At 71.6% G+C, this 23,188-nt stretch carries 27 protein-coding genes and 1 pseudogene; 11 read left to right on the top strand and 17 right to left on the bottom strand.

What is annotated here, in order from left to right; translation table 11 throughout:
• The first annotated feature begins 4 nt into the window (after window positions 1-4).
• From AB5J87_RS28340 to AB5J87_RS28315, 6 genes and pseudogenes are all read left to right on the top strand, one after another.
• The gene (locus tag AB5J87_RS28340) at window positions 5-898 is read left to right on the top strand and encodes a DMT family transporter (protein WP_369380544.1); all 894 of its coding nucleotides are present in this window, start codon (window positions 5-7) and stop codon (window positions 896-898) included.
• A gap of 53 nt (window positions 899-951) precedes the next feature.
• Complete coding sequence (locus tag AB5J87_RS28335; RefSeq protein WP_369380541.1) at window positions 952-1,488, top strand: NUDIX hydrolase; 537 nt, start codon at window positions 952-954, stop codon at window positions 1,486-1,488.
• A 13-nt stretch (window positions 1,489-1,501) separates the two neighbouring features.
• Window positions 1,502-1,904 (top strand): annotated as a pseudogene (locus tag AB5J87_RS28330) (YidH family protein).
• Window positions 1,892-2,218: a DUF202 domain-containing protein gene (locus tag AB5J87_RS28325; protein ID WP_369383693.1), complete on the top strand. Its 327-nt coding sequence runs from the start codon at window positions 1,892-1,894 to the stop codon at window positions 2,216-2,218. Before AB5J87_RS28330 ends, AB5J87_RS28325 begins: the two are co-directional and overlap by 13 nt.
• Window positions 2,219-2,341: 123 nt before the next feature.
• Window positions 2,342-3,367 (top strand): phosphotransferase family protein, encoded by a 1,026-nt coding sequence (locus AB5J87_RS28320; protein ID WP_369380539.1) that lies wholly within the window; start codon window positions 2,342-2,344, stop codon window positions 3,365-3,367.
• An 8-nt stretch (window positions 3,368-3,375) separates the two neighbouring features.
• Entirely contained in the window at window positions 3,376-4,590 is a 1,215-nt protein-coding gene (locus AB5J87_RS28315) for an acyl-CoA dehydrogenase family protein (protein WP_369380538.1), read from the top strand.
• Here the strand turns inward: AB5J87_RS28315 and AB5J87_RS28310 are convergent.
• The 3 genes from AB5J87_RS28310 to AB5J87_RS28300 are packed head-to-tail and all read right to left on the bottom strand — an operon-like array spanning window position 4,587 to window position 7,650.
• Window positions 4,587-5,180: a TetR/AcrR family transcriptional regulator gene (locus tag AB5J87_RS28310; RefSeq protein WP_369380536.1), complete on the bottom strand. Its 594-nt coding sequence runs from the start codon at window positions 5,178-5,180 to the stop codon at window positions 4,587-4,589. The two genes, AB5J87_RS28315 and AB5J87_RS28310, sit on opposite strands and share 4 nt — an antisense overlap.
• 47 nt (window positions 5,181-5,227) lie before the next feature.
• On the bottom strand, window positions 5,228-6,880 hold the full coding sequence (locus tag AB5J87_RS28305; RefSeq protein ID WP_369380535.1) for an AMP-binding protein: 1,653 nt from the start codon (window positions 6,878-6,880) through the stop codon (window positions 5,228-5,230).
• The gene (locus tag AB5J87_RS28300) at window positions 6,877-7,650 is read right to left on the bottom strand and encodes an SDR family oxidoreductase (RefSeq protein WP_369380534.1); all 774 of its coding nucleotides are present in this window, start codon (window positions 7,648-7,650) and stop codon (window positions 6,877-6,879) included. Before AB5J87_RS28300 ends, AB5J87_RS28305 begins: the two co-directional genes overlap by 4 nt.
• 160 nt (window positions 7,651-7,810) lie before the next feature.
• On the opposite strand from AB5J87_RS28300, the gene AB5J87_RS28295 reads away from it, so the two are divergent.
• From AB5J87_RS28295 to AB5J87_RS28285, 3 genes are all read left to right on the top strand, one after another.
• The gene (locus AB5J87_RS28295) at window positions 7,811-9,058 is read left to right on the top strand and encodes an exo-beta-N-acetylmuramidase NamZ domain-containing protein (RefSeq protein ID WP_369380533.1); all 1,248 of its coding nucleotides are present in this window, start codon (window positions 7,811-7,813) and stop codon (window positions 9,056-9,058) included.
• A gap of 78 nt (window positions 9,059-9,136) precedes the next feature.
• Window positions 9,137-10,459 carry an erythromycin esterase family protein gene (locus tag AB5J87_RS28290; RefSeq protein WP_369380531.1) on the top strand — a complete coding sequence of 441 codons (1,323 nt, stop codon included), beginning with the start codon at window positions 9,137-9,139 and terminating at the stop codon, window positions 10,457-10,459.
• A 113-nt stretch (window positions 10,460-10,572) separates the two neighbouring features.
• Entirely contained in the window at window positions 10,573-11,886 is a 1,314-nt protein-coding gene (locus tag AB5J87_RS28285; RefSeq protein ID WP_369380529.1) for a serine-threonine protein kinase, read from the top strand.
• A gap of 64 nt (window positions 11,887-11,950) precedes the next feature.
• Here the strand turns inward: AB5J87_RS28285 and AB5J87_RS28280 are convergent, their stop codons facing one another.
• Window positions 11,951-14,728 carry a penicillin acylase family protein gene (locus tag AB5J87_RS28280; protein ID WP_369380528.1) on the bottom strand — a complete coding sequence of 926 codons (2,778 nt, stop codon included), beginning with the start codon at window positions 14,726-14,728 and terminating at the stop codon, window positions 11,951-11,953.
• A gap of 285 nt (window positions 14,729-15,013) precedes the next feature.
• Between AB5J87_RS28280 and AB5J87_RS28275 the strand changes: the two genes are divergently transcribed.
• Window positions 15,014-15,625 carry a hypothetical protein gene (locus AB5J87_RS28275; RefSeq protein ID WP_369380526.1) on the top strand — a complete coding sequence of 204 codons (612 nt, stop codon included), beginning with the start codon at window positions 15,014-15,016 and terminating at the stop codon, window positions 15,623-15,625.
• A gap of 103 nt (window positions 15,626-15,728) precedes the next feature.
• Here the strand turns inward: AB5J87_RS28275 and soxR are convergent, their stop codons facing one another.
• Window positions 15,729-16,229, bottom strand: coding sequence for a redox-sensitive transcriptional activator SoxR (gene soxR, locus AB5J87_RS28270; protein ID WP_369380524.1), 501 nt, complete (start codon window positions 16,227-16,229; stop codon window positions 15,729-15,731).
• Window positions 16,230-16,762: 533 nt separating this feature from the next.
• Between soxR and AB5J87_RS28265 the strand changes: the two genes are divergently transcribed.
• Window positions 16,763-18,478, top strand: coding sequence for a recombinase family protein (locus AB5J87_RS28265; protein WP_369380522.1), 1,716 nt, complete (start codon window positions 16,763-16,765; stop codon window positions 18,476-18,478).
• Here the strand turns inward: AB5J87_RS28265 and AB5J87_RS28260 are convergent.
• The 12 genes from AB5J87_RS28260 to AB5J87_RS28205 all read right to left on the bottom strand — a co-directional run bounded on the left by AB5J87_RS28260 (window position 18,475) and on the right by AB5J87_RS28205 (window position 22,895).
• Complete coding sequence (locus AB5J87_RS28260) at window positions 18,475-18,666, bottom strand: hypothetical protein (RefSeq protein WP_369380520.1); 192 nt, start codon at window positions 18,664-18,666, stop codon at window positions 18,475-18,477. The two genes, AB5J87_RS28265 and AB5J87_RS28260, sit on opposite strands and share 4 nt — an antisense overlap.
• A gap of 282 nt (window positions 18,667-18,948) precedes the next feature.
• The gene (locus AB5J87_RS28255; protein WP_369380518.1) at window positions 18,949-19,347 is read right to left on the bottom strand and encodes a hypothetical protein; all 399 of its coding nucleotides are present in this window, start codon (window positions 19,345-19,347) and stop codon (window positions 18,949-18,951) included.
• Window positions 19,348-19,382: 35 nt separating this feature from the next.
• A complete protein-coding gene (locus AB5J87_RS28250) occupies window positions 19,383-19,802 on the bottom strand; it encodes a hypothetical protein (RefSeq protein WP_369380517.1) in 420 nt (139 codons plus the stop codon).
• A gap of 31 nt (window positions 19,803-19,833) precedes the next feature.
• Window positions 19,834-20,016 (bottom strand): hypothetical protein, encoded by a 183-nt coding sequence (locus AB5J87_RS28245; RefSeq protein ID WP_369380515.1) that lies wholly within the window; start codon window positions 20,014-20,016, stop codon window positions 19,834-19,836.
• Window positions 20,013-20,348, bottom strand: a complete 336-nt coding sequence (locus tag AB5J87_RS28240; RefSeq protein ID WP_369380512.1) for a hypothetical protein — start codon at window positions 20,346-20,348, stop codon at window positions 20,013-20,015. Before AB5J87_RS28240 ends, AB5J87_RS28245 begins: the two co-directional genes overlap by 4 nt.
• A gap of 105 nt (window positions 20,349-20,453) precedes the next feature.
• Window positions 20,454-20,810 carry a hypothetical protein gene (locus AB5J87_RS28235; protein ID WP_369380510.1) on the bottom strand — a complete coding sequence of 119 codons (357 nt, stop codon included), beginning with the start codon at window positions 20,808-20,810 and terminating at the stop codon, window positions 20,454-20,456.
• A gap of 65 nt (window positions 20,811-20,875) precedes the next feature.
• Window positions 20,876-21,283 (bottom strand): hypothetical protein, encoded by a 408-nt coding sequence (locus tag AB5J87_RS28230; RefSeq protein WP_369380509.1) that lies wholly within the window; start codon window positions 21,281-21,283, stop codon window positions 20,876-20,878.
• Between the two features lie 2 nt (window positions 21,284-21,285).
• The gene (locus AB5J87_RS28225; RefSeq protein WP_369380507.1) at window positions 21,286-21,594 is read right to left on the bottom strand and encodes a hypothetical protein; all 309 of its coding nucleotides are present in this window, start codon (window positions 21,592-21,594) and stop codon (window positions 21,286-21,288) included.
• Window positions 21,591-22,139, bottom strand: a complete 549-nt coding sequence (locus tag AB5J87_RS28220; protein ID WP_369380504.1) for a hypothetical protein — start codon at window positions 22,137-22,139, stop codon at window positions 21,591-21,593. The genes AB5J87_RS28225 and AB5J87_RS28220 overlap by 4 nt, the downstream gene beginning before the upstream one ends.
• Window positions 22,136-22,339, bottom strand: a complete 204-nt coding sequence (locus tag AB5J87_RS28215) for a hypothetical protein (protein WP_369380503.1) — start codon at window positions 22,337-22,339, stop codon at window positions 22,136-22,138. The genes AB5J87_RS28220 and AB5J87_RS28215 overlap by 4 nt, the downstream gene beginning before the upstream one ends.
• Window positions 22,336-22,632: a hypothetical protein gene (locus AB5J87_RS28210; RefSeq protein WP_369380502.1), complete on the bottom strand. Its 297-nt coding sequence runs from the start codon at window positions 22,630-22,632 to the stop codon at window positions 22,336-22,338. The genes AB5J87_RS28215 and AB5J87_RS28210 overlap by 4 nt, the downstream gene beginning before the upstream one ends.
• Window positions 22,629-22,895, bottom strand: a complete 267-nt coding sequence (locus tag AB5J87_RS28205; protein WP_369380500.1) for a hypothetical protein — start codon at window positions 22,893-22,895, stop codon at window positions 22,629-22,631. The genes AB5J87_RS28210 and AB5J87_RS28205 overlap by 4 nt, the downstream gene beginning before the upstream one ends.
• Between the last annotated feature and the right edge of the window lie 293 nt (window positions 22,896-23,188).

Here is a 23,188-nt window from a genome sequence, read left to right as displayed (position 1 = left end):
CGACGTGTCGGTACTCGTCCTCGCTCTCGCCGTGGGCGCGGCCTGCTGTCTGGGCTTCGGGTTCGTGCTCCAGCAGAACGCCGCCCAGCACGCCCCCCTGAGTGACTTCCTCTCGCCCCGGCTGCTGCTCGACCTGGTCCGGGTGCCCCGGTGGCTGGCGGGCATGGGTCTGATGGTGGCGGGCATGGTGCTGGGCGCGCTGGCGCTGGGGCAGGGCGAGGTCTCCCAGGTGGAGCCGCTGCTCGCGACCAATCTGTTCTTCGCGATGGCGCTGTCGCGCTGGCAGACCAAGCAGTCCCTGGGCCGCCAGGGCTGGGCGGGGATCACCCTCCTGGCGGGCGGGGTGACCGCGTTCATGGTGGCCGGGCAGCCGCGCGGCGGGAACGACGTCGCCGGGCCGCTGCGGCACTGGCTGATCGTCGGGATCGTGGTCGGCACCGCGCTGGTGCTCACCGTGGCCGCCAAACGCTCCCGGCTGAGCGCCGGACCCACCCTGCTCGCGGTGGCGGCGGGCCTGCTGTACGGGCTCCAGGACGCCCTCACCCGGGTCAGCGGCGAGCGGCTGACCGCCCACGGCTGGGCGCACCTGCTGACCGGCTGGCAGCCCTACGGGGTGATCGCGCTGGGCGTGACCGGCCTGATCCTGGTGCAGAGCGCCTTCGAGACGGCCCCGCTGCGGATGTCGCTGCCCGCCCTGACGGCCGCCCAGCCGCTCGCCGGGATCGCCTGCGGGGTGGGGTTCCTCGGGGACCGGCTGCGCACCGACGCGGGCGCGCTGGCGTGGGAGGCGAGCGGGCTGGCGGCCATCGTGGCCGGGATCGTGCTCCTCGGGCTGCACCCGGCGATGCCGTCCGGCTCCGGGGCCAAGGAGCGGGTGCGCGACCTCCAGCCGCACTGACGGACGGCCGGCGCCCCGCTGACACCCCGCGGGCGGTGGGGTTGGATGGGGGCATGACGCGCCCCACTCCCCCGGACCCGGCCGAAGAGATCCTGGACATCGTGGACGAGCACGACCACGTGGTGGGCCGGGCGCCGCGCGGCGAGGCGTACGCCCGGGGGCTGCGCCACCGCTGCGTCTTCGTGCTCGCCCGGGACGCCGAGGACCGGCTCTTCGTGCACCGCCGCACCCCGACCAAGCTGGTCTTCCCCTCCCTGTACGACATGTTCGTGGGCGGGGTGGTCGGCGCGGGCGAGAGCTATGACGAGGCGGCCCTGCGCGAGGCCGAGGAGGAGCTGGGCGTCTGCGGGCTGCCCCGGCCCGTACCGCTCTTCAGGTTCCTCTACGAGGGCGGGGCGGACGGGCGGCAGACCTGGTGGTCGGCGGTGTACGAGGTGCGCTGCACGCTGCCGGTGGATCCGCAGGCCGAGGAGGTCGCCTGGCACGGCTTCCTGCCCGAGGCCGAGGTGGAGCGGCGGCTGACGGAGTGGGAGTGGGTGCCGGACGGGCTCGACGCGTACCGGCGGCTGCGCGCGCACCGGGCCGGATGATCCGCTGCGGGTAGTGTGCAAATGTGATCAGCATCGCGCAGACCCTGCGGCTGTGGTTCGCGCCGCAGCGCATCGGCGAGGAGGGCGAGACCCCGGACTACCGGTTCTCGCTCGCCAACGAGCGCACCTTCCTGGCCTGGATCCGTACCTCGCTCGCCCTGGTGGGCGGTGGTTTCGCGGTCGACCAGTTCCTGCCCGACCTGCGCCGGGGCCTGCGCGTCGGGCTCGCGCTCGCGCTGCTGGCGGCCGGGGTGCTGTGCGCGCTGCGGGCCGTCAACCACTGGGTGCGCTGCGAGCGGGCGATGCGGCGCGGCGAGGACCTGCCGGTGTCGCGCTTCCCGACGCTGCTGAGCGTGGCGGTGGCGGCGGTCGCGGTGGTCATGGTGGTGGTGGTCGTCTTCGGCTGGGCCGGGTGACGGGCGCCCCGCACCGCGACCCCGGCCTCCAGCCGGAGCGGACCCGGCTGGCGTGGCGGCGCACGACGCTCTCGTGCACGGTGGCGGCGGTGCTCGCCGCCAAGCAGACCCTGCGGCACGGGACGGGCGCCGCCGAGCTGGTGGCGGTCTCCCTGGGCGCCCTGGTGTGGCTGGCGTTCCTGGTCGTGGCGCACCGGCGCATCCAGGCCCTGACCCGCACCGCCCGGCCCCCGCTGCTGCGCGGCACCGAGGCGGTCGCCGCGGTCGCCTGCGTGGCGGCGCTGTCCTGCTTCGCGGTGGCCGTCCTGGTCTGAGCGGCCGGGCCGCGCCCGGAACCCCCTGGGGAACCGCGTCTCGCCGGACAGACGTCTGGACGACATACCGACTGGTCGGTAGCGTGTCGGTGACACGATCGCCGTTCCCGGAGGTAGCCCGCCATGAGCACAGTCCCGCCAGGCATCGACCCGGAGCGGCTGCGCGCCCATCTCGACCGCGTCCGCCCCGGGCTCGTGACCGGGCCGCTGAGCGCCCGGCTGATCGAGGGCGGCCGGTCCAACCTCACGTACATCGTGACCGACGGGAGCGGCCGGTGGGTGGTCCGGCGCCCGCCGCTGGGGCACGTTCTGGCCACCGCCCACGACATGAAGCGCGAGCACCGGGTGATCAGCGCCCTGCACCCCACCTCAGTGCCGGTGCCCGAGCCGGTGCTGCTGTGCGAGGACGAGTCGGTGATCGGATCGCCGTTCTACGTCATGGAGTACGTGCCCGGCACCCCGTACCGCACGGCGGAGCAGCTGGCCCCGCTCGGCCCCGAGCGCACCCGGGCCGCCCTGCTCGGCCTGGTGGACACCCTGGTCGAGCTGCACGCGGTGGACCCCGAGTCGGTGGGCCTGGGCGACTTCGGGCGGCCCGACGGCTTCCTCGACCGCCAGCTGCGGCGCTGGGGCAAGCAGCTCGACGCCTCCCGCAACCGGGAGCTGGCCGGGATCGACGAGCTGCACGCGGCGCTCGGCCGGGCGCTTCCCCGCTCCCCCGCCCCCGCGATCGTCCACGGCGACTACCGGCTCGACAACGTCCTGGTGGGCGAGGACGACCGGATCAACGCGGTGCTCGACTGGGAGATGTCGACCCTCGGCGACCCGCTCACCGACCTCGGACTGCTGGTCATGTACAGCGCCCCGCTGGAGGTGCGCGACTCCCCGGTCTCCACCACGGCCGGGGCCGCCGGACACCCCACGCCCGCCGAGCTGATCGAGCGGTACGCCGCCCGTTCGGGCCGGGACACCTCGGCCATCTCCTGGTACACGGCCTTCGCCTGGTTCAAGCTCGCCGTGATCCTGGAGGGCATCCACTACCGGTACACCCTGGGCCAGACCGTCGGCGCGGGCTTCGACCGCATCGGCGACCTCGTCCCCGTCTTCATCGACCACGGCCTCACCACCCTCCAGTCGCAGGAAGGCTGAACCCCCGCATGGACTTCGCATTCGACGCGCGCACCGAAGAGCTGCGCCACCGGCTGCTCACCTTCATGGAGCAGTACGTCCACCCCGCCGAGACCACCGCGCACGAGCAGCGGCTGCTGCTGAAGTCGCCGTGGGACACCCCCGCCGTGGTCGAGGAGCTGAAGGCGGAGGCCCGCCGCCAGGGGCTGTGGAACCTGTTCCTGCCGGACGCCGAGCACGGCGCCGGGCTCACCAACCTCCAGTACGCGCCGCTCGCCGAGATCACCGGCCGCTCCCCGCACCTGGCGCCGACCGCCCTGAACTGCGCGGCGCCGGACACCGGGAACATGGAGGTGCTCGCCCAGTTCGGTTCGGACGAGCAGAAGAAGCGCTGGCTGGAGCCGCTGCTGGCCGGGGAGATCCGCTCGGCGTTCGCGATGACCGAGCCGGAGGTGGCCTCCTCGGACGCCACCAACATCGAGACGGGGATCGCGCGCGAGGGCGACGAGTACGTCGTGACCGGCCGCAAGTGGTACATCTCCGGGGCGATGAACCCCGACTGCCGGGTCTTCATCGTGATGGGCAAGACCGACCCGGGCAACGAGGACGTCCGGCGCCAGCAGTCGATGGTGCTGGTCCCGCGCGACACCCCGGGCGTCGAGGTCCGCCGCGCCATGCAGGTGTACGGCTACGAGGACCACGCGCACGGCGGCCACGCCGAGGTCGTCTTCCACGGCGCACGGGTGCCCGTCCAGAACCTGGTGGGCGAGGAGGGCGGCGGCTTCGCCATCGCCCAGGCGCGGCTCGGGCCGGGCCGCATCCACCACTGCATGCGGCTGATCGGCATGGCCGAGCGGGCCATCGAGCTGATGTGCCGCCGGGCGGTGTCGCGGACCGCGTTCGGCCGGCCCATCGCCCAGCAGGGCGTGGTCCAGGAGTGGATCGCGGACGCGCGCGTGGCGGTGGAGCAGCTGCGGCTGCTCGTCCTGAAGACGGCCTGGCTGATGGACACCGTGGGCAACAAGGGCGCCCACACCGAGATCCAGGCCATCAAGATCGCCACCCCCCGGACCGTCCTCGACATCATCGACAAGGCCGTCCAGCTGCACGGCGCGGGCGGGGTGAGCCAGGACTTCCCGCTCGCCGAACTGTGGGCGGCGGCCCGCACCCTGCGGATCGCCGACGGCCCCGACGAGGTCCACCAGCGCTCGCTGGCCCGCCGGGAGCTGAAGAAGTACCTCTAGGGCCGCAGCGCCCTCAGCAGCAGGTCGGCGAGGTGGTCGGCGACCTGCTGCGGGGTGAGCGGGCCGTCCGGCCGGTACCAGGTGGACAGGTGGTGGACCGAGCCGAAGTGGTAGTCCACCACCAGGTCCGCCGGGGTGGCCGTGGCGAACACCCCGGCCGCCTGGCCCTCCTCGATCAGCGCCCGGAACCGCTCGTGGTAGCGCCGCCGTTCGACCCGTACCTGCTTGTTCTTCTCCGGGCTCAGATGGTGCATCGAGCGGAAGAAGATGGCCGCGTCGTCGAGGTTCTCGATGGTGGTGACCACCACGTCGGCCGCCGCGTCCCGCAGCCGCCGCTCGACGGGCGCGTCCGCGTCCGCGAAGGCGTCCAGGCGCTCCTGCTGGAGGCGCAGCACGCGCGCGTAGACCTCCTGGAGCAGGTCCTCCTTGGAGCCGAAGTAGTGGTAGAGCGCCCCCTTGGTGACGCCCGCCGCCTCCACGATCTCCTGGACCGAGGTCCGGTCGTACCCGTTCTCGGCGAAGAGGCGGGTGGCGGCGGCCAGCAGCCGCTGGGGGACGGGCGTACCGCTCCCGTCCGTCGTCCTGGCCATGCCGTCGCCACCTCTCTCGTGGTCCGCGGGCGCGATTTCACGCCGTTCTAGTGGCGGGAACGCAGTTCCCGTCTCAGGATCTTCCCACTCGCCGTCTTCGGAAGCTCCGGGAGGATCTCGACCTGCCGCGGATATTTGTACGCCGCCAGCCGCTCCTCGCAGTAGGCGGCGAGCTCGGCGGGCCCGGCCCCGGCGCCGGGGCGCAGGCTGACGTACGCCTTGACGTTCTCGCCCCGGTACGGGTCCGGTACCCCGACCACGGCGGCCTCGCGCACCGCGGGGTGGGTGTAGAGCACGTCCTCGACCTCGCGCGGCCAGACCTTGAAGCCGGACGCGTTGATCATGTCCTTCTTGCGGTCGACGACGTAGAGCCAGCCGTCGCGGTCCATGAACCCGATGTCCCCGGTGCGCAGTTCACCGCCGGGGAAGGTCTCGGCGGTGGCCTCGGGGCGGCGCCAGTAGCCGGGCACCACCTGCGGGCCGGATACCACGATCTCGCCCTGCTCTCCGAAGTCGGCCTCGGCGCCCGTCTCGTCGACGATCCGCACCACCGTCTCGGGGCCGGGCACCCCCACCGAGAGGGTGCCGGAGACCGGGTCGACGGGCGCCTCCTTCTCGGGCGGCACCGAGGCGCAGGGGGCGGTGCACTCGGTGAGCCCGTACCCGTTGCGGATGTAGTGCCCGAAGGCGGCGCGGAAGCGTTCCACCAGCGCGGGCGGCACCGGCGCGCCGCCCGAGGAGATCACCCGGAAGGAGGCGAAGTGGTCGCGCGTCACCCCGGGCGCCGCCGCCAGCGCCATGAAGGCGGTGGAGGGGCCGACGGTGTACGCGGGCCGGTGCTCGGTGAAGGCGTCCAGGACCACACCGGGGTGGAAGCGGTAGGCCAGGACCAGGGTCCCGGCGTTGGCGGCGCACACCGCGAGCTGGCAGACCATGCCGGTGATGTGGAAGAGCGGGGCGAGCGCGAAGTAGGCCGCGCCCTCGGGCACGGGGTGTCCGGTGCGCTGGCGCTCGGCGTTGTAGGTGATGGCGCCGTGGGTGTTCATGGCGCCCTTGGGGGTGCCGCTGGTCCCGGAGGTGTAGCTGATCAGCGCGGTGTCGCCGGGCCCGGGACCGGGCAGCTCGGGCGCGGCCAGGCCGAGCCGGGCTGCGGTCAGCAGGTCGTCGGTGTCCGCCGGGTGCGCCAGCCGCTCGAAGTCCAGTACGCGCGGGTCGTCGCGGCTCTGGAGGTCGAGCTCGCACGCGGTGAGCACGGTCTCGACCGGCGAACCGGCCGCCGTGTCCCGCAGATACGCCTCCCACGCCCGGTCGGAGCAGATCAGCGCGGTGGCCCCGGCGTCCCCCAGCACATGGCCGACCTCGGCCGACTTGTACATGGGGTTGAGCGGGACGACGACGGCGCCCGCCTTCCACGCGCCGAGCAGCGCCAGCACGAAGTGCGGGGTGTTCTGGAGCATCACCGCGACCCGGTCGCCGGGGCGCAGGCCCCGCGCGGCGAGGTGCCCGGCCACCGAGTCGGAGAGCGCGTCGGCCTCGCGGTAGCCGAGGCGGCCGTCGAAGTAGGCGAGCGCGGTGCGGTCGGGGGCGCGCCGGGCGGCGGCGCGGAAGGCGTGCACCACACTGGCGGGCGGGTCGATTGGCGCCCGCTGGGCGGCGCTGAGCTGCCCGAGCCAGGGTTTGGCCGCGTAACGGGAGGTCATGAGCGGTTGGCCTCCCACTTCTGCTGGAGGTGGTTCATGGAGCCGAGCCAGCGGTCGGGGTCGGTGGCGCGGGCCGCCGCGTAGTCGGCGACCTCCGGGTGCGGCAGCACCAGGAAGCGCTCGTTCGCCATCGCCTCGAACAGCGCGTCCGCGACGGCGGGCGGTTCGATCGCGGTGGGCACCAGGACCAGGTCGCCGGCCGAGCCGGTGGCGGCGAGCATGTCGGTGCGCACGCCCTGCGGGCAGATCGCGTGGACCTGGACGCCCCGGTGGCGGTAGGTGAGCGAGAGCCACTCGGCGAAGGCGAGGGCCCCGTGCTTGGTGACGCTGTAGGGGGCCGCGCCGATCATGGTGAGCAGTCCGGCCGCCGACACGGTCGACACGAACCGGCCGCCGCCGCGCTCCAGCCACTCGGGCAGCAGCTCGCGGGCCGCGCGGACGTGGGCCATCACGTTGACGTCCCAGGCGGCGGCCCAGACGTCCTCGGGCGCGGCCTCGGAACCGGCCGAGCCCAGGCCCGCGTTGGCGCAGTAGACGTCGATCGCGCCGCCGAGCGCCTCGCGGGCGGCCGGGACGAGACCGGAGGCGTCCCCGGGGAGGGCGAGGGCGCCGATCTCCTCGGCGACCGCGTGCGCCTTGGCCGCGTCGAGGTCGTTGACGACGACCCGGGCGCCCTCCGCCGCGAATCTGCGGGCGAGCGCGGCGCCGATGCCGCCGCCCGCCCCGGTGACCACCACTGCCGCGCCCTGGACGCCCTGGACCGAACCCATCAGAATCCGCCTCTCGCATGCCGACTGCGTGCAGACTAACCAGTCGGTATGTACGGAAGGAAGAGGTGGTCGCGCACCGCCGTGTGCGGCGCGTTCCCCGAAGCCGGGCCGCGCGCTAGCGTGCGTGGCCATGACACCGGCCCGGTCGCGGAGGTAGCCGATGAGCCTGTCCAGACGTGTCCTGCTGGCGGGGACGGGCGCGGCGGCGGCCGGTACCGCGGCCGGCCCGGCCGCCGCCTCCCCCGCCCGGCACTCCCCGGCGCGCCCGCGCACCGGCTTCGAGCGGCTCGCCGCCGACGGCTACCGGACGCTGGCGGGCCAGAGGGTCGGCGTGGTGACCAACCCGACCGGGGTCACCCGGGACGTCCGGCACATCGTGGACGTGCTGCACGCCGACCCCCGGGTGCGGCTGACCGCGGTGTTCGGCCCCGAGCACGGCTTCCGGGGCACCGCGCAGGCGGGCGGGTCCGAGGGCCGGTACGACGACCCGGCGACCGGGCTGCCGGTGTACGACACCTACGGCGTCAGCGGGCAGCCGCTCGCCGACGTCTTCACCGCCGCCGGCGTGGACACCGTCGTCTTCGACATCCAGGACGTGGGCGCGCGCTTCTACACGTACATCTGGACGCTCTACGACTGCATGGCGGCGGCGGCCCTCGCCGGGAAGCGGTTCGTGGTGCTCGACCGGCCCAACCCGGTGACCGGGCGGGCGGCGAGCGGGCCGGTCCTGGACAAGGCGTTCGCCACCTTCGTGGGGCGCGAGCCGATCGCGCAGGCGCACGGGATGACGGTGGCCGAGCTGGCCGGGCTCTTCGACGCCGAGTTCCTGGGCGGGCGGGTGCGGGTGGAGGCCGTGCGGATGACGGGCTGGCGGCGCGAGGACTTCTTCGACTCCACCGGGCTGCCGTGGGTGCCGCCGAGCCCCAACATGCCCACCCCCGACACGGCGCTGGTCTACGCGGGCACCTGCCTGTTCGAGGGCACCAACCTCTCCGAGGGGCGCGGCACCACCCGGCCGTTCGAACTGCTGGGCGCCGAGGGGATCGACGCGGGCTGGTCGGCCGCCGCCAACGCCCTGGAGCTGCCCGGGGTGCGCTTTCGCGAGGCGTACTTCGCGCCCGCCTTCTCCAAGTTCCAGGGCCGCACCGTCGGCGGCGTCCAACTCCACGTCCACGACCGGGAGTCCTACGACCCGGTGCGCACCGGTGTGGCGCTGCTGGTGACCGCGAAGAAGGTGTGGAGCGGCTTCGCCTGGCGGCCGGACCACTGGATCGACAAGCTCACCGGGTCGGCGGCGGTGCGCACGATGATCGACGCGGGTGCCGGCCACGACGAGGTGGTGGGCGCCTGGCGGGAGGGGCTGCGGGCGTTCCGGACGGTACGGGAGCGGTATCTGCTCTACCGGTGAGGAGACGGGGGGAATCCCCCCGGACGGCCGGTGGCTGGCGGGATGGGCCGGGCGCCCCCGGGCCTACAGGCTGGGGCCATGCATCTGTTCCACGACACCCACCACCGGCTGCGCCAGTCGTTACTGCTGCTGCTCGCCCTCACCCTCGGCGTCCTCACGGCGGCACCGGCCGCCAAGGCGTCCGAACCCTCCACCCCCGAAAGCCAGTTGGCGCGTTCGGCCCGGCCCTTGGACGACCTGCGACCGCTCGGCCGCATGGTCGGCGCGGCCGACATCGTGGGGATCGGCGAGGCCACGCACAACTCGCACGAGTTCTTCGCGACCAAGCGGCGCGTCTTCCAGTACCTCGTCGAGCAGAAGGGCTTCACCACCTTCGCCCTGGAGACGGCCTGGTCCTCGGGGATGCGGATCAACGACTACGTGCTCCGCGGCGAGGGGGACCCCGTGCGGATCGCCCGCGAGGAGTTCCAGGGCTCGTACGCGCTGTGGAACACCGAGGAGTACCTCGACCTGATCCGCTGGATGCGGCAGTACAACCTGCACCACGGCCGCAAGGTGCAGTTCATGGGCGACGACATGGGGTACGCGGGCCCGCGGCTCTTCGACGAGGTCACCGCCTACACCGCACGGCACCGCCCCGCCCTGCTGCCCGCGGTCACCGCGCTCTACCGGGACTCCCGGCCCACGGCGGGCGTCGGCGAGAGCATGGACGCCATGCTGAAGCGCCCGCTCGCCGAGCGCGAGCGGCGGGCGGACCAGGTGCGCCGGGCCTACGGCCTGCTGCGCGACCGGCTCCCCGGACCGGACGGCGCGGAGCGGGACCGGATCGTGCAGTACGCGCGCACCATCGCGCAGACCGGCGCCATGTGGTCGTTCGACTTCTTCGACGCGGACCAGCTCAAGGAGTCCCGGCGCTACCGCGACCGGGTGATGGCCGAGAACACCGTGTGGTGGCAGCGCCACACGGGACAGAAGGTGCTGCTCTCCGCGCACAACGGCCATGTGGCGTACGCCCCGACGCTCTCCGCCGAGTACCCGAAGACGCAGGGCGCCCACCTCCGGGAGGCGGTCGGGGCCGGGTACGCGAACATCGGGTTCACCTTCGGGCAGGGCTCGTTCAACGCCCTGGACCTGACGGACCCGGCCGAGCCGATCCGCGAGTTCACCGTCGGGCCGCCCGGACCGGGCAGCAACGAGGAGGTCCTGGAGCGGGTCTCGCCGCGCGACTACTACCTCGATCTGCGCCGGGTCGCCCGGCCCGCACGGGACTGGCTCGGCGCGTTCCGGCCGACGCGGTCGATCGGCAACTCCTGGCCCCAGGAGGACGAGCAGGTGCGGCTCGGACCCTCGTTCGACGTGCTGGTGCACCTGCACCGGGTGACGGCGGCGCACCGGCTCTGACCTCCCAGGACCGCGTCCTTTCCGCAATGTCCGGCATCTGGCCAGCCCTCCGGTCCGGCGGGACGATATGAGCCACAGGGCCTGTCGTCAGCCAACGGACCGGAGGGCACGCCATGGCGGACATCGGAATCCAGCCGTACCGGGAGATCACCTTCGACGCGGACGGCGACGCCTCCCCCGCCGAGCGCGGCGCCCTGCTGGACCTCGACGTCACCGATCTGGTGATGTTCGCGCACGGCTGGAACAACACCCCGTCGGTGGCGACCGCCCTGTACCGGCGGTTCTTCGCCCCCTTCCCCGGTCTGCTCGCCGACGCCGGTCCCGCCGCGGACGGGGTGCGGCTCGGGTACGCGGGCGTCGTCTGGCCCTCGATCCGGTTCGCCGACGAGCAGATACCCGACTTCCCGCACCTGGTGGCCGCCGATCCGGGCGGCGCCCTGGACCCGGCCACGGTGGCGGCGCTCAAGGGCGCGTTCCCCGGGCAGGACGCCACCGTGGACGAGCTGGCCCGGCTGCTCGGCGAACGGCCGGACGCGGCCGAGGAGTTCCAGCGGTTCGGGCGGCTGACCCGGGCGCTGGTGGCCCGGCCGGGCGAGGACCCGGACTTCCACGCCGACACGGTGGCCGACGGCTCGGGCGGGGCGACGCTCCTCACCGACGACGTGCTCGGCCTGTGCCGGGAGTTCGCCCTCGCCCTCGCCGCGGCGGGCCTGCCGGTCGAACCGGGCCCGCCCGGCCCCGCCTTCTCGATCGGCGACTCGCTCAAGCACCTGTGGGACGGCGCCAAGGAGGTGCTGCGGCAGACCACGTACTACGAGATGAAGCGCCGCTCCGGCAAGGTCGGCCAGCTCGGGCTCGGGCCGCTGATCGGTGAACTCGCGCGCAGACACCCCCATGTGCGGATCCACCTCGTCGGGCACAGCCAGGGCGGACGGCTGGTCGCGTTCGCCCTGAAGGGGCTGCCGGACGGGGTGCGCGCGGTGAAGTCGGTGACGCTCCTCGAAGGGGCCTTCTCGCACTACGCGTTCGCCGAACGGCTGCCGTCCGGGCTCAGCGGGGCGGGCGCGCTGGCGACGCTCCAGCGCCGGGTCGACGGCCCGGTCGTCTCCTGCTACTCGCGCTTCGACACCGCGCTCGGGGTGATCTACCCGCTGGCCTCCAAGCTCGCCGGGGACTACCAGGGCCTGCTCGAAGTGGACCGGCGCTGGTGGGCGATCGGCCACGACGGCATCCAGTCGGTGTCGCCCTGCACCGAGCTCACGCTGGCCGAGGTGCTGCGGGACGGTGTGCCCGACTCGGGCTGTGTGAGCGTGGACGCGGCAGCGGTGGTCCGGGCGGGCGGCCCGCCCTCGGGCGCCCACTCCGACATCTGCCACCCGGAGCTGGCCCGGGTGGTGCTGGCGGCGGGCCGCATCGGCTGCGTCTGACGCGGAACCCCGCGCCCCCGGTGTCCGGGGGCGCGGGGCCGTGGGGCAGTGCCGCGCCGGCGGCTCAGCGGTGCGCGGGGAACTCCACGACCTGCTGGTAGGTGGGCCGGTTCTGCCAGTTGATCGCGTTCTGGCTGATCCCGCCCAGCGGGCGCTGGACGATGGAGTCGGCGCACCACTGGTCCCCGGCCGCGCACCCGGCGTCACCGGGGTAGACCTGCGCGGGCGTCTTCGCCGCCGCCGTCTTCAGCGTGGCGAGCAGGGCGTCGCGGCAGGCGGACAGGCTGCCGTCGCCGCAGTACTCGCGGCCCAGCGGCCCCTGCACGGGCTCGCCCAGCACCGACCGCAGGTCCTTGTCCGCGTAGCTCCACCAGCCGTACTGGAAGGAGGACCCGGCGTGCGACCCGGTCGGACCGTGCCCGGCCGAGGGCGCCTCGTCGGTGGACAGGTTCGCGGTGAGCGCCCCGTACAGGTTGTCGCCTAGACCGGGCCGGAACTCGGCCTCCACCATCAGCGGCCACCAGGCGTCCATCAGCCGCACGGCCTCGGGGTGGGTGTAGGTGTGCGAGCCCTGCGCGGTCTCCCTGCGCTGGGTGCCGTCCGCCTTCCACGACTCCAGCTGCTGGACGGCGGTGGCCAGTTGCGGGTCGGTGACGGGTGCGCTGCGGATCACCTTCAGGAGCTCGGGCAGCACGTCCTCGCCCCGCAGGTCGGTGACGGCGGCCTGCTCCATGGCCCGGGTGAGCGCGCTGCGGGTCACCCCGCCCTGCGCGACCAGCGCCTTGACCCGGTCGTCGAGGAGGTTGCCCCGGTGCACCGAGCCGTTGCCGAACCCGGCCGCGGTGTACCCCTTGGCCTGCTTGTTGTTCCAGGAGATGTAGTAGTCCTGCCCGACCGACTGCGGGTGCTGGGCGGGCGGGGTGTAGTCGGCGGTGTTGTACGCCGGGTCGAAGCCCTGCCACTCGTAGGCGCGGTCGGCGGCGACGGGCAGCGACGGGTCGACGGCGGGGTTGCGGACCGGGTTCTTGCCGCTGTTGTAGTAGGCGGCGGTGCGGGAGTCCGCGTAGAACCAGTTGAAGGCGTAGTCGACGTGCTGGGCGGCCTGCTGGAAGGTGGCCGCGTCCTTGACGAACGTCGGGTCGTTGAACATCTGGAAGCCGATGATCGAGTCGGCCTCGTGGCGGTAGGTCGAGCGCAGCGAGGTGTACGCGACCTTCTTCCCGCCGACGGTGGCGCGGGCGCTGACGATGCCGTAGTTGGTGCGCCAGACCTGCATCCGGTAGGAGCCGGCGGCCGTGTTGTCGGCCGTGGTCGGCTTCCAGGCGTTGGTCTTCTCCAGCTTCTCCATCGGGGTGCACACGCCCCGGTAGAGGTAGTGGGCGTCGTCCTGGCAGAGCTCGACGGCGTAGGTGTCGGTGATGTCCTGTCCGGCGGAGGTGGCCGACCAGGCGTAGTCCTGGCCCCGGCCGAGCTGGACGTACATGCCGACCCCGGCGAAGGAGGCGCCGCGGGCGCTGATGCCCGGGCCCTGGATCTCCTGGAGCATCAGCAGCTGGGGGGCGAAGTAGCCGGTCTGCGGTCCGAAGACGGCGACCGGGTTGCCGCCGGCCGTGCGGCTGCCGGAGACGAGCAGCGCGTTGGACATCCCGCGCGGCTTGCCGATGTCGAAGCCGGGCAGCGCGCCGTTGTTGAAGATCCCCTTCAGCGGCTTGAGCCGGTCGGGGACGCGCACATCGGCCCTGGCCCTGGTGACGGCCGAGCCGGTGCGGTCGTAGACGAGCTGCTCGGGCACGACCGTGCCGGGGTCGGGCATCGCGGTGCCCTGCGCCTGGGCGGGCCTGGTGGCGTACGGGAAGCTGGTGCCGTCGTGGACCGTGAGGGCGGCCTCGGGGTCGTCCCGCTCGCGGAAGGACTCCCACACCTTGGTGCCCTCCGCCACGCCGTACTTGGCCTGGGCGGCCTGGAGGGAGAGCGCGGCCTGCACCTCGCCGCCCCCGCCGCCGCCGAAGAGCCCGCCGACCACGGAGGCGAGCGCGATCAGGTCGGTGACCTTGAAGGGCTGGATCTCGCCGATGTTGGTGATGGCGTCGATCTTGCCGGTGAGGACGTACTCGCCGGGGAAGTACCGGCCGTCCTTGGACTGCTTGGCATAGGCGTTGATGCCGTCCACGTACGCCTGCGCGTCGGCCATGGCCTGTTCGCCGCGCGGGCCGTTGGCGGTGCGGATCCGGTCGACCTGGGCCTGGAGGTCGGCCTCGGTGTACGGGGCCTGCGGCCAGAACTCCTGCTCCAGGCCCTGGTTGGCGAGCGCGCCGCCCGCGAACGAGGTGAGCTCGCCGCGCCCGATGTGCCGGAACAGGTCCATCAGCCAGAGCCGGTCCTGGCCCGCCGCGTACCCGGCGCCGTACTCGGTCCCGTAGCGGGTGGTGCCCTTGATGTGCGGGACGCCGGTGGCCTTGTCGCGGGTGATCGTGACGTCGGGGCGCGGTGAGGCGGTGGAGGCCACCTGGCTGCCGGGGACCCCGAACGAGGCGTCGTTGAAGAAGGAGTTGAGCTTGTCGTCGGTGAGCGAGGACTGGCCGGCCACGAGCGCGTCGTACTTGCCGAGCTGGTCGTCGCTGTGCGCGGGATGGGTTCCGAACGCCTTGTTGCCGAGGATCTCGACGAGGGTGGCGTTGCCGTTCTCACCGGGCGGCAGGATGTCGCCGCACTGCCCGGCGCAGTAGTCGCTGTTGGGGGGTTCGGCGGCGCCGGCCTGACCGAGGGGGGCGAGCAGGGCCGCCGCGAGCGCGGTCACGGTGGCGGCGGTGGCGGTTCTGAGCCGTGCGGTGGGTCGTCGCATGCGTGCTCCTAGAGAGGACCGATGCGGCGGAGGTTACTGAGGGGTACCGCAGGAAGGGAAGATGAACACACGTCACCTTTTCCGAACGTGCGCCACCTTCCCGGAACCGTCACAGCGACCGGCGCGGGGCGCCCGGAGCACGAAGGGGGGCGCCCGGCGGTTTTCGGTCCGCGCCGCCTGATGGCCGCCATTGGATTTTCGATGGAGCCGGATCGGGTAGCCGTACGTCCATTCCTCGACGCCGAAGCAATTCACCGAAGTACGAGCGACGGAGGTGGCAGGGTCATGGCTGGATTCCGCAGTCTGGCGAGACAGGTGCGCGACCCCGGAAACGATCTCGCGCTGCGCCGGTACTCGCTGCGCAAGTGCCTGGAGCGGTTCGCCCCCTACGGGCACCGGGCGACCTGGGACCATCTGTGCCGCAGCCACGGCATCGCACCGGAGGACCGGGCGCCCGATCCGCTGCGGCTGGTGGCCGCGCTCGACGAACTGGAGGCGGCGCGGGCCGTCTGGCTCGGGTACGAGGCGGAGTTCGCGGCCCGCCGCAAGCGCGAGAAGCACGCGGGCCTGCGGATCCCGGGCTCCTTCGACGACTGGCACCGGCGGACCTGGGGCGGCTTCGGGGTCGCCTGGTGCGAGGACCCGTCGGTGCATCCGGCGCAGCCGCTGGCCGAGGTGCTCGGCCGGCTGATCGCCGCGCTGCGGGCGGTGCCCGGCGCGGACTGCCCGGTCTGCGGCGGGCAGCGGCTCGTCTGGAAGCGCGACCTGGCGCACGACCCGTGGTGCGGGCCGGTCTGCGCGGGCTGCGGAATCCTGGTGCCGCAGCCGGTCCTCACCGGCGAGGCACTGTGCCGCGCCAAGTCGGTGCGGCGCGGAGCGCTGGCATCGGCGGCATGAGACTCGCGGGGGCGGACGCGGCCGGTGGCCGCCCGGCGCCGCCCCCGCGATGTCGCACGACGGCACGGGCACTTCGAAGCCGACAAGATCCGAAAGACACGCCCTAGCAGTCCTCGCAGGCCGGGCCGCCGGGCGCGGGGCGCCGCTTCCTGCGTTCGGGCAGCAGCCGTGAACCGGTGAGGCGCTCGCCCGAGATGTCGTCCGGGTTGGAGAGCACACAGGTCTCCAGGGACAGGCAGCCGCAGCCGATGCAGTCCGTCAGGTGGTTGCGCAGCCGGTCCAACTGCCGGATGCGCTCGTCGAGTTCGGAGCGCCAGGTCTCGGAGAGGCGCGCCCAGTCCTCGCGCGTCGGGGTGCGCTCCTCGGGCAGCTCGGCCAGGGCGTCGCGGATGGTGGCGAGCGGGATGCCGACGCGCTGGGCGGCCCGTACGAAGGCGACGCGGCGCAGCACGTCACGGCTGTAGCGGCGCTGGTTGCCCGAGGTCCGGCGGCTGCTGATCAGGCCCTTGGACTCATAGAAGTGCAGGGCGGAAACGGCGGCCCCACTGCGTGCGGACAGCTGTCCGACGGTGAGCTCGTGGACCTTCTCTGGAATCTGCGGCACGCGGTGAATCAAAACACGTAGAAACTCTGGCGGACCCCACTGGCCTGGGGATGCTCATGGTTTCGCCCGGCGGGCGTGCTTCAACGGCCGTGTTGGCAGTGCCGGTGGCTCCGCCCGGGTTTCGCCCGTCTGGTCCATTCGCTACAGTCAGCATCGGCGCCTTGCTTGCTACAGGGTCGGGCGCCATCGGGCGCCGTTTTCTTAGTCGGGGCGGCGCTAGACCCGGTTACCAGCCGGGTTGACGCCGAGGTCAAGTGAGTCTGCCAGCTTGCCGGAAACGGCCGGTTGGCTGACACATTCACTTGGCCTCGGCGTTTTTCACGCCGTCGGGCTATCCAACCGCACCCGGCGGCTCCCTGGCCACCCCGTGCTCTGAAATGGCGCTGCCCTCTCGACGCGTTCGGCACACTCAGGGCCCCCAACAGCCCCTTCCCCACCCGAGACTTGCATCGGCCGGCCCGCTTGTCGTTCACCACACGGGCGCCGTGTCGTGCACGGCATAACTCCAACCCCATCCCAGAAGTTGCACTGGTATGTCGCTCGTGTACTTCGCCGATCACCCCCAGGTCCGGAACCTCGATCCGGTGGCCCGCTTGCTCCTGATGGCCCGCGTGAGCATCGACCGTGACACCTCCAGCTCGATCCAACGCCAGCTCGGCCCACTCCATGGCTTTCGCGACTGGACCGGCCGCCCCCTTGCCGGTGTGGCCGTCGACCGGTCCGTCTCGGGGGCGATCGACCTGCCGGACCGGCCGCAGCTGGGACAGTGGCTGAACGAGAAGCGTGACGCGTGGGACGTCATGGTGATCACCACTCAGGACCGGCTCGGCCGCGACGACCGGCACGCGATGGCGTTCGTGAACTGGCTGTTGGACCAGGGAAAGCTCCTGATTGTCCTGGACGACCCCGGCTTCGACATGTTCACCCCCATCGGCAGATGGATCATCATGGGGCGGGCGGTGCAGGCCGCCGAGGAGCTGCGGAAGATCCGTGAGCGGTGCACACTCACCGCCTTGTGGATGCGCAACAACAAGTTCTGGGCCGGCGGGAACCCCAGCTTCGGCTACCTCCCCGAACGCACCGGCGTCGACGCCGAAGGCAAGCCCCGGTACCTCCTGGCCCCGGAGCACGAATACGGCGCCTACATGGCCGACATGGCCGACTGGGTCCTCGAAGACGACGCGTCCACCCACGACCTCGCCCGGCATTTCGAAGGCCGCGGCATCCTCACCTGGCTCGACTTCCTAAACCAGCGGGCCGGAAGGCCCGTCAAGGGCTACAAGTGGTGGCCAAGAGCGATCGGCCAGCTCCTCACCCACCCCGCGGCAGCCGGATACGTGGCTTTGAAACATGAGATCTACGAGGACGACAGCGGTGAACCCCTCGTGTTCACGCCATCACCGCTCCTCTCCCCTACCCGCTGGCGGAAGGTGGGGGCCAAGCTCCAATCCAAACGGCCACCGCGCATCAACCAGCCGGCCAAAGCCGATACCGACAAGTCGCTCCTGTCGGGTGTCCCCCTGTGCTTCTCCTGCGGGGGCACCATCCACTACCAGGGGTGCTACAAGCCCCGCGTTGACGGCACGACGGCCGACTACTTCTACTACCGGTGCACGACCAGCATGAACCCGGACTGCACCGACCGGGCCGCGTACAAGCTGACCGAACTCGACGACCTTGTGGAAGGGGCTCTGTTGAACGTCGCCGGTCACCTTCAGGAAGTCCGTAAAACGGTGGACCCGGGCGAGGATCACACCGAGGAACTGGCCCATCTGCGGAACCGTCTCAACCGGCTCGGGGTGCGGTACGCCGAGGGTTTCTACGAAGGCGACGAGGACGGCTACGAGCGCACCCACCAGACCCTCATGGACAAGGTCAAGAAGATCGAGTCGCTTCCCGTCCGCGAGGCCAAGCCCCACTACCAGTTGACAGGCCGCACGATCGCCCAGAAGTGGAAGGCGATGGACAACATCGCCAAGCGCCGGTTTCTGGAGGACACCGAGGTCCGCATCATCGTGTGGCGTACCGGCGCGGACGGCGAGCAGAACGGTGCTCTCGTCCACATCGGCAACCTTCGCCGTCTCGTCGAGCTGGCGGGCGCCCTACCGGACGACCTGCCCAACCCCGACGCTCGGGAATGGGCAGCCGTGAATGTCTCGCGTGAGCAGCACGTCGAACTCCTCGCCTCCGGACTCCTCACGAAGCCGCTCACTCGCCGTGCTCGCACCAAGGCCCTGGCCAGGTCCTAGCCCTCCCGCACGTCAATGATGGTCGACCGGATCTCATCCGCTGGGATCAGGCCCTCCGCGCACACGACCAGCCACTCGTCCTTGTCGTAGTGGCGCTCCAGCGGAAAAACCCGGTCGTACAGTCCCCGCCTCTTGCAAATGGCTTCTACGGCCTCTACGTCGTCCGTGGTGCGGACAACGGCTGGCATCTGCCGCTTCTCGCTCTCGCTCGCGCCTGATTGCGGCTCACGGCGGCTGGACGGCAAGGGAGCTCCCGAGTGTCGATTGCGGGACGAGCCGCCCTTGTGGGTGGTTCGCCGCGCGGCACTCGCACTCTCGGTGTGTACCTAAACATTAGCCTGGGGTTGTTCGGCCCCAAAACCGAGTGATGCTCCGCGTATCAAGTATGACGTCGCGCCTCGCACTCACCCAAACCGCCGTCACTCGTCCGCGTGATGCGCTGCCGCAAGTACTCGACACACAGCAGGCCGTCAGACCCCTGCGGCCTCGAAGGTGAGGTCGGAGCACCGGCAGGTGGGCATCGCGCACGGAATGCGGCCGTCCTCGGTGATCCGGTCAGAGTGGTTGATCCCAGAGTGCCCGCAGCCGGGTTCGGTGCACCGCGCTGCCCGGTTGCGGGTGCCGGCCTCCGCTGCACGCTGGTTGATCTCGGCGGTGCGCTCGGCGTAGGCGGCTTCTGTGGCGAGTTCGTCGGCGTCCTGGTCGAGCTCGTTGGGGTTGATGGCGGCGAGTTCGGCGAGCGGGTGCGCGCCGACGGGTGAGGCCAGCTCGACGGTGTGCAGCTCCGGGTAGGTGCGCAGGACGGCCGCGATCTGGCGGACGCCTTCGGCCTGGCGGGCGTAGTGGTGGGCGGTTGGTTCGGTGCTCATGTCTTGGAGTGTCCTTGTCGGGTCTGACAGCCGGGTCAGCTCAGGCTCGACTGGGCCTTCGAGGTGAGGGTGCCGTTGGTGAACGAGAACACGGCGTTCGCGCCCCACTGGCCCTGCCTGCACGTGTACGAGGCGGACGTGGACCCGGCGATGTCCGTCTGGCTGGTCTTGTCGCAGCCCTGGCCGATCAGGTCCAGCACCTCCTTGACGGTCATGCCGGTCGTGATCTCGTCGAACTTGGCTTTGGTCACGGAGCCGTGGTTCTTGTTCTCCGCCTCGGCCGGTGCCGACTGGCTGGGCACGGCCGGGGGCGGGGTGGGGAAGACGGCGGTCGGCAGGGAGGAGAGCGGCCTCGGCTTCTCGGTCTTCGCCGCGGGCGTGCTGGTACAGGCGGCGGTGCCGAGGGCGAGGACGCCGAGCGTGGCGGCGAGGACGGGGAGAGTGGGGCGGGCCATGCGGATCTTCTGCTTTCGGGGTGGGGGTGGGTCAGTTCTGGTGGCGGTCGCAGTCGACGACCATGAACGTGTCGTCCGGGTGGAACTCGATGACCAGGCGTTCGTGGACGCCGAAGTCGTCGCCGCACACGCCGCACTGGGTGATGTCGAAACAAGTGCTGTTGCGGGCCAGGGCGGCGATGTTCGTGCTGTTCAGGGTCACGGTGTCGGTCACGAGGGGTCCTCGGGGGCGTTGTGGTGCAGGTGCCAGGCGCGGACGGCGGCCGCGGCCGCGTGTTTGTCGGTGAAGGCGGTACCGAGCTCGATGTCCCGGCCTTCCCGGGGTCGTACGTCGGCCCACCAGCCCTCGCTCCGTGTGTTCGGGGCTTCGAGTGCGCCGCGCCGCCGGCCGTTCTCGTAGACGCGCCAGACGCCGCGGTCGGTGCCGGACTGCACCGCTTCCCAGCCGGCCCGGGTCATGGTGCCGTCCGGCGGGTCTTCGTCGTGGGCGCGGTAGTCGGCGCGCTCGGGCGGGGTGATGTGGGGCGCGGGGCGCATCTGGATCATCGGTGGCCTTCGGGGTCTTTCGAGTGGGGGTGCCGGAGGGCCGAGGACAGCAGCCAGCTGGGAAACTCCCGGCCCTCCGGCGGTATGAAGGGGGCTCGTCTGCGGTCAGCAGGAGGCCCAGCCGAACAGGACGAAGGAGCGCTCGCCGTCCTTGTTGTCGGTCTTGAACTCGATGGCACCGGCCGGTCCCCACTTGTCGGCGTAGTAGGGGTGGTTGTCGTCGAGGAACTTCTGGGCGAGCTGTTCGGCGGCTTCCTCGGAGTCGAGGACCTTGTAGGTGGCGAGGCGGAGGTCGTGCTTCTCGGCGATGGTCCCGGTGTAGCCGCCGTGTCCGTACTCGTAGCGGGCTGTGTCCTGGGCCTGGTGGAAGGCGGCGGTGGCGTCCTTGGCGGTGGCGGTGGTGATGAAGTCGGCGGCGCCCATGGTGGTGTCCTTGTCTCGTTCTCGGTGTGCTTCAAGCATCCGAAACAGGGGCATACTGGGCAAACCTGGCTGGGGTGAAGTGGCCCATATGGGGCGGGAGTTGGTCAGGCGGTGAGTTCCAGTGGCATCGCGCGAGCCTTGTCCAGGTCGAGCAGGTACCCGCCGTACTGTCGGGCCTGGCAGAACTCCGTCTGCCAGTGCTGCCAGTTGTCGTCGCCCAGGTTGTTCACGATCGACCAGAAGCCGTCCGTCAGGCCCTCCGGGATCTCGACCAGCTCACCGGTCGCGCTCAGGTAGTTGCCGATCGTGTAGTAGCAGCCTTCCTGGTCGGACTCGTCGAGCTCCAGGAACGCGGCGTCCGGCAGATGCAGCGCGGCCGCCCGCCCGAGCGCGGCGACCGTCAGCCGGGCGATCCTCTCGTTCGCCTCCCGGTACACCACGTACAAGGCGTCGAGCTCGTCCGATATCCGCTCCAGCTCGGCGTCGGCCGCGGTGGTCTCCAGCACGCTCATGGTCAGTCTCCGATCGAGTAGCGGGTGTACGTCTTGCAGGCGGCGCACTCGGTGTAGTCCGCGTACGCGTCCTGTCGGCTGGTGATGGGCCCCTTGCAGTCCATGCAGCGGCGCTTGGCCTGCGCGTACGCCTTCCACGGGTGGGGCTGTGAGTCCGCGTCCGGGCAGGCGCGCTCGCCGGTGTCCGTGTGCACGGTCTGCTTCCAGCCGGTGTGCGACGGGTCCGGGACATCGTGGACGGCCTGGTCGCACAGCGCGCACTCGTTGACCGGCTGGACCTTGACCGGCCCGTTGTAGCTGTGGCTGATCATCGGGGCATCACCGGGAAGCCGTCGGCGTACTCAACGCCGGGCTCGGGCGACAGCGGCTCCCCGGTCAACGCGTCGGTGCAGTACGCCGAGAACACCTCGCCGGCCTTCAGCGGGACGACTTCCCCTGGGCTGATGCGCCACCCGCGGACCGTCTCCCCGCCGCCGGTGGCGTGGTGGCGGGCGACGATACCGCCGACTTGTCCGCACACGGCGGCCGAGACGACCGCCACGGTCAGGGCCATCGACACGGCGTCCTCGCTGCCGACGGCGAGGACAGGGGCGCCGTCGTGGATGTTGCTGTGGCCGACGGCTATCAGGCGATCGTCGTGCCCGGTGTCGGGGTCGGTGACGAGCGCGGACGCGACGACGTGGACCAGGCCGTCACCGTGCCCGGACAGGATGTTGAAGACCAGGTCGCTGCACCATGCCGTGAGGCGGTCGAACTCGTCGGGGCCGGCCACGTTGCGGCTGACGGCCCGGCGGGCGAGATCGAAGGTGAGGAGCTGTTCGCCGTCGGCCACGGATTCCTTCGGGGTGGTGGTCACGGGGTGCTCGTCTCGCTGGTCGGGGTGGTGTCCTCGGGCTTGAGGAGCCCCAGCTCGTGAAGGGCTTCGAGCATTTCCAGGCATCCGGCGCAGTAGCCGTCGTGGGTGGGCTGGGGGTCGTGGGCGCCGGTCGGGCACAGGTCACCGCGCACGACGCGGACTCCCCGGGTGATCGGCCACGTACGGACATCGGGGTTCATCGGTTCTGCTCCTGGGGAGTGCGGAAGGATTCGGGGTCGGCGTCCCGGCTCAGCGGGGCACGGTGGGAAAGGTCGTGGGCGGCGACCCAACGCAGGGACCACCGGGAGCCGAACCGGCGGCCGTCGACGTCTTCGGTGGCCCACCAGTAGCCGTCCCGGACGGTGAAGCCGATGTGGTTGCCCAGGCCGCGTACGACGCGCCAGCGTCCCTTGCCCGCGGGCTCGAACGTGATGTCGTACATCCGCTCGTCGTACGCGCCGTCGGCCAGGATGTTGTCGGGGTGGATGCTCACCGGGTGGCTCCGCTCTGGCAGGTCTTGCAGCGGCGGGCGGCGGTGATGTCGGCGCCGGTGGTGGCGCTCAGTGGCTGGTCGGCGGAGATCGTGTCCCACTGGCCGGGGGCGGGCTTGGAGACCCAGCCGAACTTCGGCGCGGAGATCACGGAGTCGCACAGGTGATCGCAGCCGACGAGGTGTGCGCTGCCGTGCGGGCTGATGATGATGGCGTGCTTGGCGTTGTGGGGCAGACGGGCCGGTCTGCTGATGGTGGCGGTCATCTTGTTTTCTCTCCCTTTTGGTGTGCCTCAAGCATCTGAAACCAGCGCATACAGGGCAAACCTGCTGGGTGTGAAGTGGCCCATGGATAGCGGGAGTTGTGGGTTCGGCTAGAACGGATCGACCAGAACCCGCAGGCCCGGCGCATCGACGAGCTGACGGCAGACATCGCAGTCGCAGGAGTGGCAGCAGACCGGGCAGCCCCAGTCGTCACAGAGCCGGTCAGGGCCGTGCCAGTCATGCCGGGGATCTGGGTCGGGGCATCCCCACGTGGCACAGGACCGGTCCAACCGGC

Source organism: Streptomyces sp. cg36, from assembly GCF_041080675.1.
Lineage (GTDB): Bacteria > Actinomycetota > Actinomycetes > Streptomycetales > Streptomycetaceae > Streptomyces.
Note: the sequence above shows the minus strand (reverse complement) of the source record. Positions and strands in the feature narration are given on the sequence as shown.

Excerpts from the sequence above, each read along its gene's own strand:
- AB5J87_RS28335 (WP_369380541.1), top strand. The coding sequence starts at position 952 with ATGACGCGCCCCACTCCCCCGGACCCGGCCGAAGAGATCCTGGACATC.
- AB5J87_RS28320 (WP_369380539.1), top strand. The coding sequence starts at position 2,342 with ATGAGCACAGTCCCGCCAGGCATCGACCCGGAGCGGCTGCGCGCCCAT.
- AB5J87_RS28315 (WP_369380538.1), top strand. The coding sequence starts at position 3,376 with ATGGACTTCGCATTCGACGCGCGCACCGAAGAGCTGCGCCACCGGCTG.
- AB5J87_RS28310 (WP_369380536.1), bottom strand. The coding sequence starts at position 5,180 with ATGGCCAGGACGACGGACGGGAGCGGTACGCCCGTCCCCCAGCGGCTG.
- AB5J87_RS28305 (WP_369380535.1), bottom strand. The coding sequence starts at position 6,880 with ATGACCTCCCGTTACGCGGCCAAACCCTGGCTCGGGCAGCTCAGCGCC.
- AB5J87_RS28300 (WP_369380534.1), bottom strand. The coding sequence starts at position 7,650 with ATGGGTTCGGTCCAGGGCGTCCAGGGCGCGGCAGTGGTGGTCACCGGG.
- AB5J87_RS28295 (WP_369380533.1), top strand. The coding sequence starts at position 7,811 with ATGAGCCTGTCCAGACGTGTCCTGCTGGCGGGGACGGGCGCGGCGGCG.
- AB5J87_RS28290 (WP_369380531.1), top strand. The coding sequence starts at position 9,137 with ATGCATCTGTTCCACGACACCCACCACCGGCTGCGCCAGTCGTTACTG.
- AB5J87_RS28285 (WP_369380529.1), top strand. The coding sequence starts at position 10,573 with ATGGCGGACATCGGAATCCAGCCGTACCGGGAGATCACCTTCGACGCG.
- AB5J87_RS28280 (WP_369380528.1), bottom strand. The coding sequence starts at position 14,728 with ATGCGACGACCCACCGCACGGCTCAGAACCGCCACCGCCGCCACCGTG.
- AB5J87_RS28275 (WP_369380526.1), top strand. The coding sequence starts at position 15,014 with ATGGCTGGATTCCGCAGTCTGGCGAGACAGGTGCGCGACCCCGGAAAC.
- AB5J87_RS28265 (WP_369380522.1), top strand. The coding sequence starts at position 16,763 with ATGTCGCTCGTGTACTTCGCCGATCACCCCCAGGTCCGGAACCTCGAT.
- AB5J87_RS28260 (WP_369380520.1), bottom strand. The coding sequence starts at position 18,666 with ATGCCAGCCGTTGTCCGCACCACGGACGACGTAGAGGCCGTAGAAGCC.
- AB5J87_RS28255 (WP_369380518.1), bottom strand. The coding sequence starts at position 19,347 with ATGAGCACCGAACCAACCGCCCACCACTACGCCCGCCAGGCCGAAGGC.
- AB5J87_RS28250 (WP_369380517.1), bottom strand. The coding sequence starts at position 19,802 with ATGGCCCGCCCCACTCTCCCCGTCCTCGCCGCCACGCTCGGCGTCCTC.
- AB5J87_RS28240 (WP_369380512.1), bottom strand. The coding sequence starts at position 20,348 with ATGATCCAGATGCGCCCCGCGCCCCACATCACCCCGCCCGAGCGCGCC.
- AB5J87_RS28235 (WP_369380510.1), bottom strand. The coding sequence starts at position 20,810 with ATGCTTGAAGCACACCGAGAACGAGACAAGGACACCACCATGGGCGCC.
- AB5J87_RS28230 (WP_369380509.1), bottom strand. The coding sequence starts at position 21,283 with ATGAGCGTGCTGGAGACCACCGCGGCCGACGCCGAGCTGGAGCGGATA.
- AB5J87_RS28225 (WP_369380507.1), bottom strand. The coding sequence starts at position 21,594 with ATGATCAGCCACAGCTACAACGGGCCGGTCAAGGTCCAGCCGGTCAAC.
- AB5J87_RS28215 (WP_369380503.1), bottom strand. The coding sequence starts at position 22,339 with ATGAACCCCGATGTCCGTACGTGGCCGATCACCCGGGGAGTCCGCGTC.
- AB5J87_RS28205 (WP_369380500.1), bottom strand. The coding sequence starts at position 22,895 with ATGACCGCCACCATCAGCAGACCGGCCCGTCTGCCCCACAACGCCAAG.